The organism is Dyella sp. SG562 (assembly GCF_011759495.1).
GTDB lineage: Bacteria > Pseudomonadota > Gammaproteobacteria > Xanthomonadales > Rhodanobacteraceae > Dyella_D > Dyella_D marensis.
Genome location: NZ_JAAOYS010000012.1, coordinates 72001 through 87901, shown reverse-complemented (window position 1 = coordinate 87901; position 15901 = coordinate 72001). Strand labels below are relative to the sequence as shown.

Annotated in this window: 17 protein-coding genes and 1 pseudogene; 3 read left to right on the top strand and 15 right to left on the bottom strand. The window is 67.9% G+C overall.

Annotated features, from left to right (window positions below; translation table 11 throughout):
* The 13 genes and pseudogenes from msbA to FHW84_RS23500 all read right to left on the bottom strand — a co-directional run bounded on the left by msbA (position 1) and on the right by FHW84_RS23500 (position 11911).
* A complete protein-coding gene (msbA, locus tag FHW84_RS19095) occupies positions 1-1773 on the bottom strand; it encodes a lipid A export permease/ATP-binding protein MsbA (protein ID WP_167257630.1) in 1773 nt (590 codons plus the stop codon).
* A 44-nt stretch (positions 1774-1817) separates the two neighbouring features.
* Positions 1818-2246 (bottom strand): biopolymer transporter ExbD, encoded by a 429-nt coding sequence (locus FHW84_RS19090; RefSeq protein WP_167257629.1) that lies wholly within the window; start codon positions 2244-2246, stop codon positions 1818-1820.
* A 6-nt stretch (positions 2247-2252) separates the two neighbouring features.
* On the bottom strand, positions 2253-2891 hold the full coding sequence (locus FHW84_RS19085; protein ID WP_167257628.1) for a MotA/TolQ/ExbB proton channel family protein: 639 nt from the start codon (positions 2889-2891) through the stop codon (positions 2253-2255).
* Between the two features lie 289 nt (positions 2892-3180).
* A pseudogene (locus FHW84_RS19080) lies at positions 3181-5232 on the bottom strand (DNA internalization-related competence protein ComEC/Rec2); the annotation flags it as partial.
* A 223-nt stretch (positions 5233-5455) separates the two neighbouring features.
* Positions 5456-6163: a lipoprotein-releasing ABC transporter ATP-binding protein LolD gene (gene lolD, locus FHW84_RS19075; RefSeq protein WP_167257574.1), complete on the bottom strand. Its 708-nt coding sequence runs from the start codon at positions 6161-6163 to the stop codon at positions 5456-5458.
* Entirely contained in the window at positions 6156-7400 is a 1245-nt protein-coding gene (locus FHW84_RS19070) for a lipoprotein-releasing ABC transporter permease subunit (RefSeq protein ID WP_167257573.1), read from the bottom strand. Before FHW84_RS19070 ends, lolD begins: the two co-directional genes overlap by 8 nt.
* Positions 7401-7540: 140 nt before the next feature.
* On the bottom strand, positions 7541-7963 hold the full coding sequence (locus FHW84_RS19065; protein WP_167257572.1) for a protein YgfX: 423 nt from the start codon (positions 7961-7963) through the stop codon (positions 7541-7543).
* The gene (locus tag FHW84_RS19060) at positions 7935-8195 is read right to left on the bottom strand and encodes a succinate dehydrogenase assembly factor 2 (RefSeq protein ID WP_243868202.1); all 261 of its coding nucleotides are present in this window, start codon (positions 8193-8195) and stop codon (positions 7935-7937) included. Before FHW84_RS19060 ends, FHW84_RS19065 begins: the two co-directional genes overlap by 29 nt.
* A gap of 67 nt (positions 8196-8262) precedes the next feature.
* Positions 8263-9048, bottom strand: coding sequence for a succinate dehydrogenase iron-sulfur subunit (locus FHW84_RS19055; protein WP_167257571.1), 786 nt, complete (start codon positions 9046-9048; stop codon positions 8263-8265).
* A gap of 91 nt (positions 9049-9139) precedes the next feature.
* Positions 9140-10927, bottom strand: coding sequence for a succinate dehydrogenase flavoprotein subunit (gene sdhA / locus FHW84_RS19050; RefSeq protein ID WP_167257570.1), 1788 nt, complete (start codon positions 10925-10927; stop codon positions 9140-9142).
* A 5-nt stretch (positions 10928-10932) separates the two neighbouring features.
* Positions 10933-11334 (bottom strand): succinate dehydrogenase, hydrophobic membrane anchor protein, encoded by a 402-nt coding sequence (gene sdhD, locus FHW84_RS19045; RefSeq protein ID WP_167257569.1) that lies wholly within the window; start codon positions 11332-11334, stop codon positions 10933-10935.
* Positions 11331-11723, bottom strand: coding sequence for a succinate dehydrogenase, cytochrome b556 subunit (gene sdhC / locus FHW84_RS19040; RefSeq protein WP_167257568.1), 393 nt, complete (start codon positions 11721-11723; stop codon positions 11331-11333). Before sdhC ends, sdhD begins: the two co-directional genes overlap by 4 nt.
* Before the next feature lie 83 nt (positions 11724-11806).
* Positions 11807-11911, bottom strand: coding sequence for a DUF1674 domain-containing protein (locus tag FHW84_RS23500; RefSeq protein WP_343203625.1), 105 nt, complete (start codon positions 11909-11911; stop codon positions 11807-11809).
* Positions 11912-12120: 209 nt separating this feature from the next.
* Here FHW84_RS23500 and FHW84_RS19030 point away from each other — a divergent pair, with 209 nt between their 5' ends.
* Both FHW84_RS19030 and FHW84_RS19025 read left to right on the top strand, forming a co-directional pair.
* Entirely contained in the window at positions 12121-12918 is a 798-nt protein-coding gene (locus tag FHW84_RS19030; RefSeq protein WP_167257566.1) for a folate-binding protein, read from the top strand.
* A 454-nt stretch (positions 12919-13372) separates the two neighbouring features.
* Complete coding sequence (locus tag FHW84_RS19025; RefSeq protein WP_243868201.1) at positions 13373-13807, top strand: cell wall hydrolase; 435 nt, start codon at positions 13373-13375, stop codon at positions 13805-13807.
* A gap of 76 nt (positions 13808-13883) precedes the next feature.
* Here FHW84_RS19025 and FHW84_RS19020 read toward each other — a convergent pair whose 3' ends face one another.
* Together FHW84_RS19020 and FHW84_RS19015 are read right to left on the bottom strand one after the other, a co-directional pair.
* On the bottom strand, positions 13884-14372 hold the full coding sequence (locus FHW84_RS19020; RefSeq protein ID WP_167257565.1) for a glycine zipper 2TM domain-containing protein: 489 nt from the start codon (positions 14370-14372) through the stop codon (positions 13884-13886).
* Between the two features lie 27 nt (positions 14373-14399).
* Positions 14400-14987 (bottom strand): glycine zipper 2TM domain-containing protein, encoded by a 588-nt coding sequence (locus tag FHW84_RS19015; RefSeq protein ID WP_167257564.1) that lies wholly within the window; start codon positions 14985-14987, stop codon positions 14400-14402.
* Positions 14988-15126: 139 nt separating this feature from the next.
* On the opposite strand from FHW84_RS19015, the gene FHW84_RS19010 reads away from it, so the two are divergent.
* Positions 15127-15891 (top strand): TatD family hydrolase, encoded by a 765-nt coding sequence (locus FHW84_RS19010; RefSeq protein WP_167257625.1) that lies wholly within the window; start codon positions 15127-15129, stop codon positions 15889-15891.
* Positions 15892-15901: the final 10 nt, after the last annotated feature.

The following is a 15901-nucleotide window of genomic DNA, read 5'->3' as shown; positions in this document are numbered from 1 at the left end:
TCAGTCGCTCGCCTTGTCGTGGAACTGCATGCGGTGCAGCGCGGCGTAGTGGCCGCTCAGGGCGAGCAGCTCCGCGTGCGTGCCGCGCTCGACGATGCGGCCCTGGTCCATCACCGCGATCTGGTCGGCGTGCTCGATGGTGGACAGGCGGTGCGCGATCACCAGGGTGGTGCGGTCGCGCATCAGGCGCTGCAGCGCCTGCTGGATCAGCCGCTCGGATTCGGTATCCAGCGCGCTGGTCGCCTCATCCAGCACCAGGATCGGCGCATTCTTCAGGATCGCGCGGGCGATGGCGATGCGCTGGCGCTGGCCGCCGGAAAGCATGTTGCCGGCCTGGCCGATCTGGCTGTGGATGCCCTTGGGCAGGCGCTGAATGAATTCCATCGCATTAGCCGCCTCGGCCGCGGCGACGATGTCCTTCTCGCTGGCGCCTTCCAGCTCGCCGTAGGCGATGTTCTCCGCCACGCTGCCGTCGAACAGCACCACGCTCTGCCCCACCCAGGCGATCTGCCGGCGCAGCGAGGCCAGGGTGTAGCTGGCGTAGTCGTGGCCGTCCAGGTCGATGGTGCCGGCACTGGGTTCGTAGAAGCGCGGCAGCAGGCTGACCAGGCTGCTCTTGCCGCTGCCGGAGCGGCCGACCAGGGCGGTGACCGTGCCGGGGCGGCAGTGCAGGTCGACGCCGCGCAGCGCTTCGAAATCGTTGCGCGCATAGGTGAGGCGCACGTCGTTGAACACGATGTCGCCGCGGGTGCGCTCCAGCACGCGGGTGCCGGTGTCCACTTCCGGCGGCAGGTCGATGATGCCGAACAGGTCTTCGCAGGCGGCCACGCCGCGCTGCACGCTGGCCTGCACGCCGGTGAGGCGCTTGAGCGAAGGCAGCATGCCGCCCATCGAGGTGAGCACGGTGATGAACACGCCGGGCGAGATGCTGTCGATCACGTTCGGCCGCGTGCCCAGGTATACCAGCAGGGCCAGCGCGAACGCCGCCGCGGTCTGGATGGTGGCGCTGGAGAACGCACTGGTCACCGCGACTTTCAGGTTCAGCCGCTTGGAATGCTCGGTGACCTGCTCGAAGCGCTCGGCTTCGCGCTTCTGGCCGCCGTAGATGCGCACCTCGCGATGGGCGCCGACGGATTCCTCCACCGTGCCGGTGACCGAACCCATGGTGCCCTGGATGCGCTTGCTGATGGTGCGGTAGCGCCGGCTGACCACGGTGACGATCAGCACCACCGCCGGCACCATGATCAGCAGCGCCATGGTGAGGTAGGCGCTGGTCGAGAGCATCACGTACATCATGCCGACGATCATCAGCCCTTCGGTGACCGCCACCTTCACCGCGTCGGTGGAAGCCTGCGCCACCTGTTCGCTGGTGTAGGTGATGCGCGACACCTGCTGGCCGGAATGCTCGCTGCCGAAGAAGGCCGCCGGCAGGCGCAGATAGGCGTCGAACACGTCGCGGCGGATGTTCTGCACCACGTTGCGGCCGATATAGGCGATGCCGTAGTCGTTCAGCACGATGGCCACGCCGCGCAGCACGAACAGCCCGATGATCCAGATCGGCATCCAGAAGATCAGGTAGGCGTCCTTGTGCGCGAACAGCTCATCGATCATCGGCCGCAGCAGCTTGGTGAACGCGGCGAGGCAGCCGCTCTCCAGCGCCATGCCGACCAGCGAGACCAGGCCCACCACCCAGTAGCGGCGGGTATAGCCGAGCAGGCGCTTGTAGGTCCGCCAGGTCTCGGCGTCCCACACGGAGGCTTTCTTGTTGCTCACCGGTTCGCGCCCATGACGTCGGCGCCCGCTGTTTCGGCGCCCATTTAGCGCGAGCCCGCCTGGGTCGGCGTAGTGGCGATGGACAGCTTGGTGAAGCCGAGCTGGCCGAGCGCGTCCATCGCGGTGACCACGTTCTGGTGCGGCGTCATGGCGTCGGCGCGGATGGTCACCTGGCGTTCGCGGTCGTCGCCGGCGATGTTCGCGATGGCCTGCTTGAGCGGTTCGATGCCCTGCCCCAGCACTTCGTCGGTGCCGACGTAGTAGTGCCCGTCGCGGTCCACCACGATAGTGAGCGCGGGCGCCTGCATGTCGCGCTCGTCCGCGCTGGCCTTGGGCAGGGTCACCTGCATCCGCGTGTGCTGGACGAAGGTGGTGGTAAGTACGAAGAACATCAGCAGGGTGAGCAATACGTCGATCAGCGAGATCACGTTGATCTCGAAGTCGTCCTGCCGGCGGTCGTTGCCGATGCGCATGCCGGGTCAGCCCGCGGTCGACTCGGCGGCCGGACGGCGCGGACGCGCCGCGGCCGGAGCGGCGACGGTGAGCTCGTCCAGCAGCACGGTGGTCTGCTTCTCCATCTCCACGCAGTAGCCGGCCACCCTGGAACGGAAATAGCGGTGCAGCACGTAGGCGGGAATCGCCACCACCAGGCCGCTGGCGGTGCAGATCAGCGCCTCGCCGATGCCGCCGGCCATCTTCAGCGGATCGCCGACACCGCCCTTCATCACGTCCATGAACATGCGGATCAGGCCGACCACGGTGCCAAGCAGGCCCAGCAGCGGGCCGATCAGGGCGATGGTGCCGAGCGTGTTGAGGTAGCGCTCCATGTTGTGCACCACATGGCGGCCGGTATCCTCGATGCGCTCCTTGATCAGCTCGCGCGGACGGTTGCGCACGGCCAGCGCGGCGGCCAGCAGTTCGCCCAGCGGCGAGCCGGTGGCGAGGGTGGCCAGGTGGGCCGGATCGAGCTGGCCCGAGCGCGCCCATTCGCGCACTTCGTCGCCCAGGCCCGGCGGCAGGACCGATTTGCGGCGCAGGGTCCAGCAGCGCTCCAGCACGATCGCCAGCGCGATCGCCGAACAGATCAGGATGGGCAGCATTGCCCAACCGCCAGCCATCAGGATATCCAGCACGACTACACCCACCCATGCGATCGAATTGCAGGGGCGCATCATAGCAGTCCCGTCCGGCGGTTCCGCGGCGCCCGTGGCAAATGCGCGATGCATCGCACACGGCCTGGAAACCGGCGCATGCAGGGGCTTGCTCGCGCCAGTAGCGGGCGCGGTGGCGGCGCCATGCGCGGACCACGCGAGGTGCCCCGCCAGCCGGAAAATCCACCTCGATCGCCCCCTGCTCCGCGGTGTTCAGCAGGGGCACCCCGGACGCGGCATAGCGCTGCGCCACCAGCGGATGCGGATGGCCGAAGCGGTTGCGCCAGCCGGCCGAGACCAGGGCCAGCACCGGCGCCAGTCCGCGGACCAGGGCCGGCCCGGACGAGGTGCGGCTGCCGTGGTGCGGCACCTGCAGCACCAGCGGCGGGCCGGATCCGACGGTTACGGGCAGGCCGCGTTCCGCCGGCAGGCCGATATCGCCGGTGAGCAGCAGGCGGCCGCCCGTGCCTTCCGCCAGCAGCACGCAGGAGCGGTCGTTGCCGCGTGCCCCGGCGGCGCCGATGGCCGGACCGAGCATGCGGAAGCGCACGCCGTCCCAGTTCCAGGCTTGTCCTTCCGCACAGGCGGCCGCGGGCACCGGCGTGCGCTCCGGTTCGCCGGCCAGCCGCGCGGCTTCCGGATGCGCCTTGGCCACCGCGGGTGCGCCGCCGGCGTGGTCGTTGTCGGCATGGCTGACCACCAGCAGGTCCAGCCGCGCGATGCCCAGCGCGCGCAGCGAAGGGAGCACCGCGGCTTCGCCAAGGTCGAACTCGGAAGGAAAGCGCGCGCCGGCATCGAATACCAGGGCGTGCTGCCGTGTGCGCAGCACCACCGCCAGCCCCTGCCCCACGTCCAGCATCCACACGCGGAATGCGCCCTGCGGCGGACGCTCCACCGCCGGCCACAGCAGCGGCAGGAACAGCAGCGCACCCAGCCAGCGCATCGGCGTGCCGCGCGGCAACAGCATCCAGCCGGCGCCGAGCAGCGCCAGGCCCAGCGCCCATGGCTGCACCGCGGGCACGTAGAGATGCGCGCCGGGCCAGCCGGCGACGCGCTCGAACATCCACCACTGCGCCGCGCACAGCCATCCGGCCGGCACCAACACCGGCCCCGCCAGCGGCGGCGCCAGCACCAGCAATACGGTGCCGAGCAGGGTCAGCGGCACGATCAGGAAACTCACCAGCGGCACCGCGACCAGGTTGGACAGCGCGCCGACCAGCGACGTCTCGCCGAAGAACCACAAGGTAAGCGGCAGCAGCGCCACCGCCATCACCGCCTGCGCCAGCGTCACTTCGCGCACCAGGCCGCGCCAGCCTTCCTCGCGCGCGACCAGGCTGTACATCAGGAACGCGACGCCCGCAAACGACAGCCAGAAGCCGGCGCTCAACACCGACAGCGGATCGACCGCGAGCATCCCGAACAAGGCCAGCGCCAGCGACTGCGCAGGCGACACATGGCGGCGCGAACAGCGCGCCAGCGCCACCACTGCAATCATCAGCAAAGTACGCACCGTGGGCAGGCCGAACCCGGCCAGCGCGCTGTAGAGCGCGGCGAACCCCAGCGCGGCCATCGCCTGCATCTGCCGCCGCGGCAGGCGCAGGCCGAAGCCGGGCCACAGGATATAGATCACCCGCACCAGCCCGACGCCGGACACCGCCGCCACGCCGACATGGAAGCCCGAAATCGCGATCAGGTGCGAAGCGCCATTGGCGCGCGCCACTTCCCAGTCGCGTTGGCTCAGGCCGCGCGTATCGCCCACGGCGAAGGCACGCAGCAAGGCGGCGGCGCGGACATCCGCGACACGCTGCGCGATACCGTCGGCGATCGCCGCACGCCAGCCATCGATGCACCACGGCGTGCCCAGGCTTTCATTGGACGGACCATCGCGCACATATCCCGTGGCGACGATGCCACGCTCCAGCGCACCGCGTTCGCCATCGGCGCCGCCCGGATTGACCAGCCCGCGCGGCCGCTTGAGCCGCAACGCCAGCCGCCAGCGCGTGCAAGGAACGATGGCGGGAATCGCCGTACGAGCGGTGGCGTACCACGCGATCCGCACCATGCCATTCAGTGCGACAGGCTCGTCGCTCACCGACGCCTGCTCCACTTTCAACAGGAACCGCGTCGCCTCCTCCCGTACCTGCGGCAAGCCGGCCACCGTGCCGACCACGACCAGATCGCGCCCTTCCAGCTCAAGTGGCAGCCGCGACTCCATCGCGCGCGCACCGCACCACGCGGCCCAGGCGGCGCCCATCATCACAAAGGAAACGACACGCGCCCGCGGCGAATACCACGCGAGCCAGACCATCAGGACCAGCAGCGCCGCCGCCCAGCCTTTGGGCGGCAGCACCGGCATCCACTGCACCGCCAGCACGCCGGCAAGAAACGCCGGCGCCAGCAGGATCGCTCCGTACTCGCGCACCGCCATCATCCATCCGTGGGAGATGGCTCAAGCTAACGCGATGGCGTCCGCAATAAGTACGAAAACGCTGTAGGCATCGGCCGACGCGTCATGTCGGCCAAGTACGGCTTCAGTGCGCGGGACGTTCCCGCAATACGCCGTTATGCAACTCCAGCGTGCGATCCATCCGCGCCGCCAGGCGGGTGTCGTGCGTGACCAGCACGAAGCTGGTGCCGATCTCGCGATTGAGCTCCAGCATCAGCTCGTAGACGTGCTCGGCATTGCCCTCATCCAGATTGCCGGTGGGCTCGTCGCCCAGCACGCAGGCCGGACGCGTCACCAGCGCGCGCGCCACCGCGCAGCGCTGGCGCTCGCCGCCGGAAAGCTCGGCCGGCTTGTGCGCCACGCGCTGGCCCAGGCCCACGCGTTCGAGCAGGTCCGAGGCGCGCTTCTGCGCTTCCGGAATCGACACGCCGCGGATCAGCAGCGGCATGCACACGTTTTCCAGCGCGGTGAATTCCGGCAGCAGGTGGTGGAACTGGTAGATGAAACCCAGCGAGCGGTTGCGCACGCGGCCGCGTTCGGCGTCGGACAGCGAGGACAGCAGCTGCCCTTCCACCTCGACCTCGCCCTTGGTCAGCGTGTCCAGGCCGCCGAGAATATGCAGCAAGGTGCTCTTGCCGGAGCCGGACGCGCCGACGATGGACAGCGTCTCGCCGCGCTTCAGCGCGAAGCTCACGTCGCTGAGCACGTCGGTGTGCAGGCCGCCTTCCTCGTAGGTCTTGGCGATGTGGCTGGCGCGCAGCACGATGGCATTTTCGGTCATGGGCTTATTCATAGCGCAGCGCCTGCGCCGGCTGCGTGCGGGAAGCGCGCCATGCCGGATACAGCGTGGCGAGCAGCGAGAACAGGAAGGTCACCAGCGCCACCTTGGCCACGTCGTCCATCTGCAGCTTGCTGGGCAGCTCGCTGATGTAATAGACGTCCGGCGACAGGAAAGTGGTGTGGAAGGTGCGCTCGATCCACTTGACGATCTGCGGCAGCCGCCACGACAGCAGCGAGCCCAGCGTGACGCCGAAGCCGATGCCGACGAAGCCCACCAGCACGCCCTGCACCATGAACATGCCCATGATGCTGCGCGGGGTGGAGCCGAGCGTACGCAGGATGGCGATGTCGGCCTGCTTGTCGGTGACCAGCATCATCAGCATCGAGATCAGGTTGATCACCGCCACCAGGATGATCAGCGAGAGGATGATGAACATCACCTTCTTCTCCATCGAGATGGCCGAGAAGAAGTTGGCATGGCTGTCCATCCAGGTATCCATGCGGTAGACCTGGCCAAGGTTGTTGGCCAGCTCCTTCGCCACCGGCCGCGCATTGAACATGTCGTCCAGGCGCAGGCGGATGCCGGTGGGGCCGCCGATGCTGTTGAGGCGCTCGGCGTCCTGCATGCTGACCAGGGCCAGGTTGGAGTCGAACTCCTGCATGCCCAGCTCGAAGATGCCAGCGACGGTGAAGCTGCGCAGGCGCGGCACGCTGCCCATCGGCGTGGCGCGGAATTCCGGCACGGCCATGGTGACGTGGTCGCCCATCGCCACGCCCAGGCTCATGGCCAGCTCGCGGCCCAGCACGATGTTCCACTTGCCCGGCTGCAGTGCGTCCAGCTTGCCGTCGATCATGTGCTTGTCGATGTCGGAGACCTTCGGCTCCTGCGCCGGATCGATGCCGCGCACCAGCGCGCCGCTGGAGCGGCGCGCCTGCAGGAAGGCCTGCGCCTCCACATAGGGCGCGGCGCCGCGCACGTGCGGGTTGGCCTCGGCGATCTGGATCGCGCGCTCCCAGTTCTGCACGCTCTCGCCGGCCAGGCCCGACACCGTGGCGTGCGAGATGGCGCCGAGGATGCGCGTGCGCAGCTCGTTGTCGAAACCGTTCATCACCGACATCACCGTGATCAGCGCGGTGACGCTGATGGCGATGCAGACGATGGAGACGGTCGAGATGAACGAGATGAACTGATTGCGTCGCTTGGCACGCGTGTAGCGCAGGCCGATGAAAAGCTCTAGCGGTCGGAACATGGACGGGTCGCTCGTGGGATTCGGTGGGCTGGCCGCCCGGCATCGCGGAGGACGCCCCAGGATGCTGCCTTCGGTCAGCGGGATCAGACCGCGACGCCGCGGCAGAGTGCCCCAAGCCTTGCGGTTCGGCAAGCCGCCGCTCAGCGGCCCGGCAGGGCGGCGGCCAGGCGCATGCGCAGGCGGCGGCGCAGGTCCTCGTCGCTGTTGTCGGGCGCCAGCAGCAGGTTCACCGCCCGGCCCGACGAAGGCTGCAGGCACAGCCACACGCAGCCGCCCAGCAGGCGGGACGAGCGCAGCGTGGCCGCGGTGTCGGCGGAGTGCGCATCGCGCAGCGTCCAACTGCCGTCCGCGGCCCAGCCCGCCGCCGTCACGGCCGGATGCCGCCGATGGCGCCGTTCGACGACCAACAAGGCTGCCAGCGCGTAACTCACCATCAACCTGCCCCACCACGGCATGCCGCACAGCCACACCGCGGCGGCCGCCAGCAGCGCCATGCCAATGCAGCTTCGCGCAGCCAGGCGCGATGGCGCGTACTCAAAGCCGATGGCGGGCGCGGATGTCATCGATGATCGCCTGCCAGTCCTCGCGCGGCGGCTGCGCATGGCCCATGACCCAATCCCACAGGTCCGGGTCCTGCACGTCGAGCAGTTCGTCGAAGGCCGCGCGCATGGCTTCGTCGGCCTGGGCGAAGCGCTCGTCCAGCCAGCCGCCGAACAAGGCGTCGAGCTCGCGGGTGCCGCGGCGGGTGCGCCAGCGCAGGCGCTTGATGCGGGCTTCGTCCATGGCGGTGCTCATGAGCTGGTGGCTGAAACGACATGGCCCGCGGCAAGCCGCGGGCCATGGGAGGGGACGGAAGCCGCCGTCAGGGTGCGCGGCGCTCCACGATCAGCTTCTTGATCTCCGCGATCGCCTTGGCCGGGTTCAGGCCCTTCGGGCAGGTGCGCGCGCAGTTCATGATCGTGTGGCAGCGGTACAGCTTGAACGGGTCTTCCAGGTCGTCCAGGCGGGCGCCGGTGTCCTCGTCGCGCGAGTCGACGATCCAGCGGTAGGCCTGCAGCAGGATGGCCGGGCCCAGGTACTTGTCGCCGTTCCACCAGTAGCTCGGGCAGCTGGTCGAGCAGCAGGCGCACAGGATGCACTCGTACAGGCCGTCGAGCTTCTTGCGGTCTTCCGGCGACTGCAGGCGCTCCTTGTCGGCCGGCGCCGGGCTCTGCGTGCGCAGCCAGGGCTTGATCGAGGCGAACTGGGCGTAGAAGTGCGTGAGGTCCGGCACCAGGTCCTTCACCACCGGCATGTGCGGCAGCGGGTAGATCTTGACGTCGCCGGAGGCGCAGTCGCTGATCGCCTTGGTGCAGGCCAGGGTGTTGGTGCCGTCGATGTTCATCGCGCACGAGCCGCAGATGCCTTCGCGGCAGGAACGGCGCAGGGTGAGCGTCGGATCGATCTCGTTCTTGATCTTCAGCAGCGCGTCCAGAACCATCGGGCCGCACGCGGCCAGGTCCACCTCGTAGGTGTCGATGCGCGGGTTCTGGCCGTCTTCCGGCGTCCAGCGATAGATGCGGAAGGTGCGGGGCTTCTTCGCGTCCTTGGCCGGGTAGTGCTTGCCCGGCTGGACCTTGGAATTCTTGGGTAGAGAGAACTCTGCCATGTTTGCCTCTCGGTATCGTGTTGTCCTCAGGCGCCCGTCTGGCGAGCGCCGGTACAACGTCAGCAGAACCTCAGTGGTTCCGGGCTCAAATTCAGTAAACGCGCTTCTTCGGCGGGACCACTTCGACGTCCGAGGTCATGGTGTACATGTGCACCGGACGGAAATCGAAGTTCGCCTTGCCCTTGTCGTCCACCGACACCAGGGTGTGCTTCTGCCAGTTGACGTCGTCGCGGTCCGGGAAATCCTCGCGGGCATGCGCGCCGCGGCTTTCCGGACGCTGCTCGGCCGAGTACATGGTGGCCACGGCCTGGCCCAGCAGGTTGGACAGCTCCAGCGTCTCGATCAGGTCGGAGTTCCACACCAGCGAGCGGTCGCTGACGCCGACGTCCTTGAAGGAGTCGTACACCTTCGAGATCTTCTCGCAGCCTTCCTTCAGCGACTCGCCGGTGCGGAACACCGCGGCGTCGCTCTGCATGGTGCGCTGCATTTCGGCGCGGATCTTCGCCGTGGGCAGGCTGCCCTTGGCGTAGCGCAGGCCGTCGAAGCGGCCCAGCGCCTGGTCCAGCGCGCTGGCGGGAAGATCCTTGTGCGGCGCGCCCGGCTTGACGATCTCGGCGCAGCGGTGCGCCACCGCGCGGCCGAACACCACCAGGTCGAGCAGCGAGTTGGAACCCAGGCGGTTGGCGCCGTGCACCGACACGCAGGCAGCCTCGCCGATGGCGAACAGGCCCGGCACCACCGCGTCGACGTTGTCGCCGCGCTTCTGCACCACTTCGCCGTGGTAGTTGGTGGGGATGCCGCCCATGTTGTAGTGCACGGTCGGGATGACCGGGATCGGCTCCTTGGTCACGTCCACGCCGGCGAAGATGCGCGCCGACTCGGCGATGCCCGGCAGGCGCTCGTGGATGACGCCGGCGCCCAGGTGCATCAGGTTGATGTGGATGTGGTCCTTGTGCTCGCCGACGCCGCGGCCTTCGCGGATTTCCATGGTCATGGCGCGGCTGACCACGTCGCGCGAGGCCAGGTCCTTCGCGTTCGGCGCGTAGCGCTCCATGAAGCGCTCGCCGTTGGAGTTGGTGAGATAGCCACCCTCGCCGCGCACGCCCTCGGTGATTAGGCAGCCGGAGCCGTAGATGCCGGTGGGGTGGAACTGCACGAACTCCATGTCCTGCAGCGCCAGGCCGGCGCGCAGCACCATGCCGCCGCCGTCGCCGGTGCAGGTATGCGCCGAGGTGGCGCTGAAGTAGGCGCGGCCGTAGCCGCCGGTGGCCAGCACCACGGCGTGGCCGCGGAACACGTGCAGGGTGCCTTCGTTCATGTCCAGCGCGAGCACGCCGCGGCACACGCCTTCTTCGTCGAAGATCAGGTCGGTGGCGAAGTACTCGATGAAGAAGGTGGCGTCATGCGCCAGCGCCTGCTGGTACAGCGTGTGCAGGATGGCATGGCCGGTGCGGTCGGCCGCGGCGCAGGTGCGCTGCGCGGTGCCCTTGCCGTAGTGGGTGGTCATGCCGCCGAACGGGCGCTGGTAGATCTTGCCCTCTTCCGTGCGGGAGAACGGCACGCCGTAGTGTTCCAGCTCGATGATCGAGGGAATGGCCTCGCGGCACATGTACTCGATGGCGTCCTGGTCGCCCAGCCAGTCCGAACCCTTGATGGTGTCGTAGAAGTGGAAGCGCCAGTCGTCCTCGCCCATGTTGCCGAGCGCGGCGGAGATGCCGCCCTGCGCGGCCACGGTGTGCGAGCGGGTCGGGAACACCTTGGTGATGCAAGCGGCCTTGAGCCCCTTCTCGGCCAGGCCGAACGTGGCACGCAGGCCCGCGCCGCCGGCGCCGACCACGATCACGTCGTACTTATGCTGTTGAACCTTGTAGGCTTCCATCGAACTCACACTCCCAGAGCCACGCGCACCACGGCCAGCACGCAGGCCAGCGCGCCCAGCACGGCGACGAACTTGATCAACACCAGCGACACCACTTCGAGCCAGCGGGTGTGCACGTAGTCCTCCAGCACCACCTGCAGGCCGAGCACGGCGTGCCAGAACGCGGTGACGGTGAAGGCGATCAGCAGCAGCGCATTCCACGGCCTGGCCACGGCGGCCCTGGCGGTGGCGTAGTCGGCGTGCAGCGAGCACAGCACGAAGGCCACGAACCAGATGCCGAGGAAGATCAGGCCGGCGGCGGTGAGGCGCTGGGTCCACCAGTGGCCCACGCCCGACTGGGCCGAACCCAGGCCGCGCGCGCGCTTGAGCGGATTGCGCAGGTCCTTGCTGTTGGCGTTGGCGCTCATGCGGCACCTCCGGCCAGCACATAGGCCCAGACCAGGACGGTGAGCACCAGGCTGCCGATCACCGACAGCCAGCTCGAACGCACGAACTGGGCGATGGCGTAGCCGGCGCCGGCGTCCTGCACCAGGTGGCGGATGCCGTTGCACAGGTGGAAGAACAGCGCCCAGCTCCAGCCGAACAGCAGCACCAGCCCGATCGGGCTGCCGATGCAGGTCTTGAACTGGTTGTAGCTGGCTTCGCCGCCGGCCAGGGCGAGCAGGCCCCACATGATCAGCAAGGTGCCGACCGCCAGGGCGATGCCGGTGGCGCGGTGCACGATGGAGGTCACCATCTGCACTTGCCACTTATAGATCTGAAGGTGCGGAGAGAGCGGTCGTCGCGTGTCTGCCATGGCGGCTATCCTGTGTGGAATCGCTTATGTCCGTACGCCGTCCCATGGCCACCATGCCGACGCGTCACGCGCCGGCGCGGCGGTCAGAAGTCGATGCAGCGCCCGTTCTTTTCCCAGTCGCCGTAGCGGGTGGGATCGGGTGCCGGCCGCTCCGCCGGAACCTTGCCCTGCTCCTTGCCGTCAGGCACGGAGTGGTTCTCCGCCGGAGCGGAAGCGGGCTTGGACTCGGCCGAATCAGATTCGGGATGGGAGGATGTGTCGGACATGGGTTCAGTAAGCCGGCAAAGGTTAATACTTGCGTTAAAACGGCACAACCTTGACGACTGCGCCCCGGCTTGACCAACGAGTTGGCCCGCACGCCTTGCGGATGCTCCCGCCCGCCCCCATCCGTCCCGCCATGCCCGTGACATTCCAAGCCGAAACCCTGCTCCTCGAAGGCGACGACGCCATCGCATTTGCCCAAGCCCAGTTCAGCGGCAACGCCGCCGCGCTCGCCGTCGGACGCTGGCAGTTCAGCGCCTGGCTGGATGCCCAGGGGCGCGTGCGCGCGCTGTTCCAGCTGGCGCGACTGAGCGAGAAGAGCCTGCTGCTGCTGTTGCGCGGCGGACGCGCCGAACCGTTCGCCGATGCGCTGCGGCGATTCGTGTTTCGTTCCAAGGTGAAGCTGCAGGCGCTGCCTGTGCGTGCACTTGGCACAAGTGCCGCGATGGAGTCGCACACGGTCGAACAGCGCGGCGATGCCGTCGTACTCGGCTGCGGCATGCACAGCATGACGATCGGCGCGCAGCAGGACGATGCATGGCGCGCCGAACAGATTCATCTCGGCTGGCCGTGGCTGCCCGATGCGGCGCTCGATGCACTGCTGCCGCCCGCGTTGTCGCTGGAACGATTGCAGGCCGTCGCCTTCGACAAAGGCTGCTATCCGGGCCAGGAAATCGCTGCGCGCCTGCATTTTCGCGGTGGCCACAAGCGGCATATGCATTGCGTCGTATTGTCGCAAGCGCTGCCGCCGGGCACGGTGCTGCGCGACGAACAGAGCGATGCCGCGCAGCTGCTCGATGTCGTTGCGACGGACAACGCAAACGTGGCGCTCGCCGTCATCAACGATGCACTCGCCGAACAAGGAAAATCTCACGCGCTGAGATGGAACGAAGACATCATCGACATCGAATTGCGCGAACGCTGGCCCGCATGATGCGAACAGGTTCGCTGATGTATCAGCGATGTTCTTGCGATTGTGAGCACAACGTGAACCCGTCGAGCCCGGCACTTGCCATGAACAAAACCTGCCACTAGGCTCCGCCGGTCACATTCGACGGACATCCCTTTGACGGATGTCCCATACGCGACGAACCGGAGGGGTCCGGATCGCGGCGCGACCCGGCCGATAAGGCCGGAGGAACAACCGCCAGACGGCGGCACAAGTTGCAGGCCACCGGATATCGAAAGAGTCCGCGAGCGCCAAGGCAGCAGTAGCGAGCGGCATCGGATTCAGCCGCTCACCGCCACATTCCGTGGCAAACCGCAGCGGCCACAAGTTTCGGCCGGCGCGTGTTCAATCCAGATGGAACGGCCTGCCCGCCCGTCCATCGCAACGGCGTTCCTGTCCAGCAGCACCGGACCGGCGCGTACAGCACGTTGGAGGCAGAATGAAACTTTCCATGCTGTTGTGGCTTGCGTCCGTGCTGCCCCAACCCCTCGCCGACCAGACCTGCCTGGCGACGACGGTGTATCTCGAAGCCCGCAGCGAGTCGACCATCGGCCAGTTCGCCGTGGCCGAAGTAGCGCTCCGCCGCCGCGACCGCGGCACCTGGGGCAAGAACGTGTGCGAAGTGGTCAATGCGCCACGGCAGTTCGCCACCACCACCACGGCCAGCACGTTCGAAGTGACCGATCTCAATGCCTGGGGCAAAGCGTGGAAGATCGCCGGCGATTCCATCGTCAATTGGAATCTGCCGATGGGCGAGCGGATGGTCTACGTTCCGCATGCCGACCACTTCGCCACCACTGCGGTGGCGCCGGCATGGAGCACCAGCCGGGTGGTACGCAAGATCGGCGACCACGCGTTCTACGCCGTTAACTGAAACCGAAACCCAAGCAATAAAAAAAGGCCCTCGAATTCGAGGGCCTTTCTCGTTTGGACGTCCAGACGTCTATACGTCAGCGGCGGTACACGCGGTTGTTGCGGATTTCCACGTAGTCGCCCTGGCGGATCTGCGGGTCGTCGGCCTGGGTCACCGTGGCATAGCGGCCATCGTCGAGGCGGATCGAAACCTGGAAGGCCTGGTCCGGACCGCCGTTGCGCTTGCCCACTTCGTTGCCGACGGCGCCGCCGGCCACCGCGCCGACCACGGTCGCGGCGGTGCGGCCATTGCCCTTGCCCACGGTGTTGCCGAGCAGGCCACCGGCGACCGCGCCGATGACCATGCCCAGCGGCGAGGCCTGCTTGTCCACGTTCACCACGCGCACGTCCTCGACCGTGCCGCACTGGTCGCAACGGCTGGAGCGGTAGCCCCCGTCGTTGTAGCCGCCGCCGTTGCCGCCGTAATAGCCGCCGGAACGCGGTGGCGGCGTGGCGCAGGCCGCCAGCAGGGCGAAGCAGCCGGCAAGAGCCGCCGTGGCGAGGCGTTTGCTGAGCGTCGTGTTCATGGCGAGGTCCTCCTCAAGAAAGCAAGATCAATGAGCGGCGTCGGAGACGGCGACCACACCTTCCTGCACCTGCACGCGGTCGCCCGGATCGTGGTCCATGCGGATCGTGCGGGTCACGCCGTTGTACTCGTAGGCCACGTCGTAGCCGATGATCTTGTCGCCGCCCTTGCCGGCCACGGTGGTGCAGCGGCGCTGCGTGCTGGAGACAGTGTTGTTCTCCTGGCGGTTCTTCTGGATCTCGTGACCGGCATAGCCGCCGCCGATCGCGCCGGCCACCGTCGCCAGCGTGCGGCCCTTGCCGCCGCCGACCTGATTGCCGAGCAGGCCGCCGGCCACGGCGCCGATGGCGGTGCCGGCGATCTGGTGCTGATCCTTGACCGGCGCGCGCTGCGTGACCACTTCATCGTGGCAGACCTGCTGCGGCGCGCTGGCCTGGTCGCGCACCGGCGTGACGCTGACCACACGGGCGTACTTGGGACCCGCGGCCGCCGACTGCGACGCCGCCGTGCCACCCACGCCGCCATCGGCGTTCGCGTCGCGGTTACAGGCCGTGAGGCCCACCGCGAGCACGGCACCGAGCCCCAGATTAAGCGCGGAAATGACGAACCTGCTCATAATGCTCTCCTGGATGGATCACTGGCGCACCCCGCGCCATTCAAGGCGATCCGTAGTGAAATCATTGAACCCTCGGTCAACTGAATGTTGGCTAGACCGAGCCGCCCTATCCTAGCCCCGTTGACCATCCATTCCTGTGATCGATCTAACCGATAGCCACGCACACCTGGACGACGGCAGTTTCGACCCGGATCGCGCCGATGTGATGCAGCGCGCCGCCGAGGCGGGCGTGCGCCGCGTCGTCGTGCCCGCCATCCATCGCGATTCCTGGGCCGGCATCGAGCGGCTGTGCCGCGACTACCCGCAGGCCCTGCCCGCCTATGGGCTGCACCCGATCTATCTGGAACAGCACCGGCCCGAACATGTCGCCGAGCTGACGCGCTGGCTGAAGGATCACCCCGCCGTGGCCGTCGGCGAGATCGGCCTGGACTATTTCCTGGAAGAACTCGACCGCGAACGGCAGCGCGATTACTTCGAACAGCAGCTGCACGTGGCGCGCGAATTCGACCTGCCGGTGATCGTGCATGCCCGCCGCGCGATGGACGAAGTCACTTCCACGCTGCGCCGTATCGGCGGCCTGCGCGGCGTGGTGCACAGCTTTGCCGGCAGCGAGCAACAAGCCGAACAGCTGTGGCGGCTGGGCTTTTGCCTGGGCATCGGCGGCCCGGTGACCTACGAGCGCGCGCAGCGCCTGCGCCGCATCGTCGCGAGCATGCCGATCGAATACCTGCTGCTGGAAACCGACGCGCCCGACCAGCCCGGCGCCGGCCACCGCAGGCAGCGCAACGAGCCCGCGCATCTGGTGGAAGTGCTGCGCGTGGTCGCCGAACTGCGTGGCGACAGCGCGGAAAACATCGCGGCCGCCACCAGCGCCAACGCCGCGACTTTGTTCCGCCCCGGCTGAGCCCACTTGC

Coding starts and splice junctions, on each gene's coding strand:
- FHW84_RS19090 (WP_167257629.1), bottom strand. CDS start 2,246: ATGCGCATCGGCAACGACCGCCGGCAGGACGACTTCGAGATCAACGTG.
- FHW84_RS19085 (WP_167257628.1), bottom strand. CDS start 2,891: ATGGCTGGCGGTTGGGCAATGCTGCCCATCCTGATCTGTTCGGCGATC.
- lolD (WP_167257574.1), bottom strand. CDS start 6,163: ATGAATAAGCCCATGACCGAAAATGCCATCGTGCTGCGCGCCAGCCAC.
- FHW84_RS19070 (WP_167257573.1), bottom strand. CDS start 7,400: ATGTTCCGACCGCTAGAGCTTTTCATCGGCCTGCGCTACACGCGTGCC.
- FHW84_RS19065 (WP_167257572.1), bottom strand. CDS start 7,963: ATGACATCCGCGCCCGCCATCGGCTTTGAGTACGCGCCATCGCGCCTG.
- FHW84_RS19060 (WP_243868202.1), bottom strand. CDS start 8,195: ATGAGCACCGCCATGGACGAAGCCCGCATCAAGCGCCTGCGCTGGCGC.
- FHW84_RS19055 (WP_167257571.1), bottom strand. CDS start 9,048: ATGGCAGAGTTCTCTCTACCCAAGAATTCCAAGGTCCAGCCGGGCAAG.
- sdhA (WP_167257570.1), bottom strand. CDS start 10,927: ATGGAAGCCTACAAGGTTCAACAGCATAAGTACGACGTGATCGTGGTC.
- sdhD (WP_167257569.1), bottom strand. CDS start 11,334: ATGAGCGCCAACGCCAACAGCAAGGACCTGCGCAATCCGCTCAAGCGC.
- sdhC (WP_167257568.1), bottom strand. CDS start 11,723: ATGGCAGACACGCGACGACCGCTCTCTCCGCACCTTCAGATCTATAAG.
- FHW84_RS19030 (WP_167257566.1), top strand. CDS start 12,121: ATGCCCGTGACATTCCAAGCCGAAACCCTGCTCCTCGAAGGCGACGAC.
- FHW84_RS19025 (WP_243868201.1), top strand. CDS start 13,373: ATGAAACTTTCCATGCTGTTGTGGCTTGCGTCCGTGCTGCCCCAACCC.
- FHW84_RS19020 (WP_167257565.1), bottom strand. CDS start 14,372: ATGAACACGACGCTCAGCAAACGCCTCGCCACGGCGGCTCTTGCCGGC.
- FHW84_RS19015 (WP_167257564.1), bottom strand. CDS start 14,987: ATGAGCAGGTTCGTCATTTCCGCGCTTAATCTGGGGCTCGGTGCCGTG.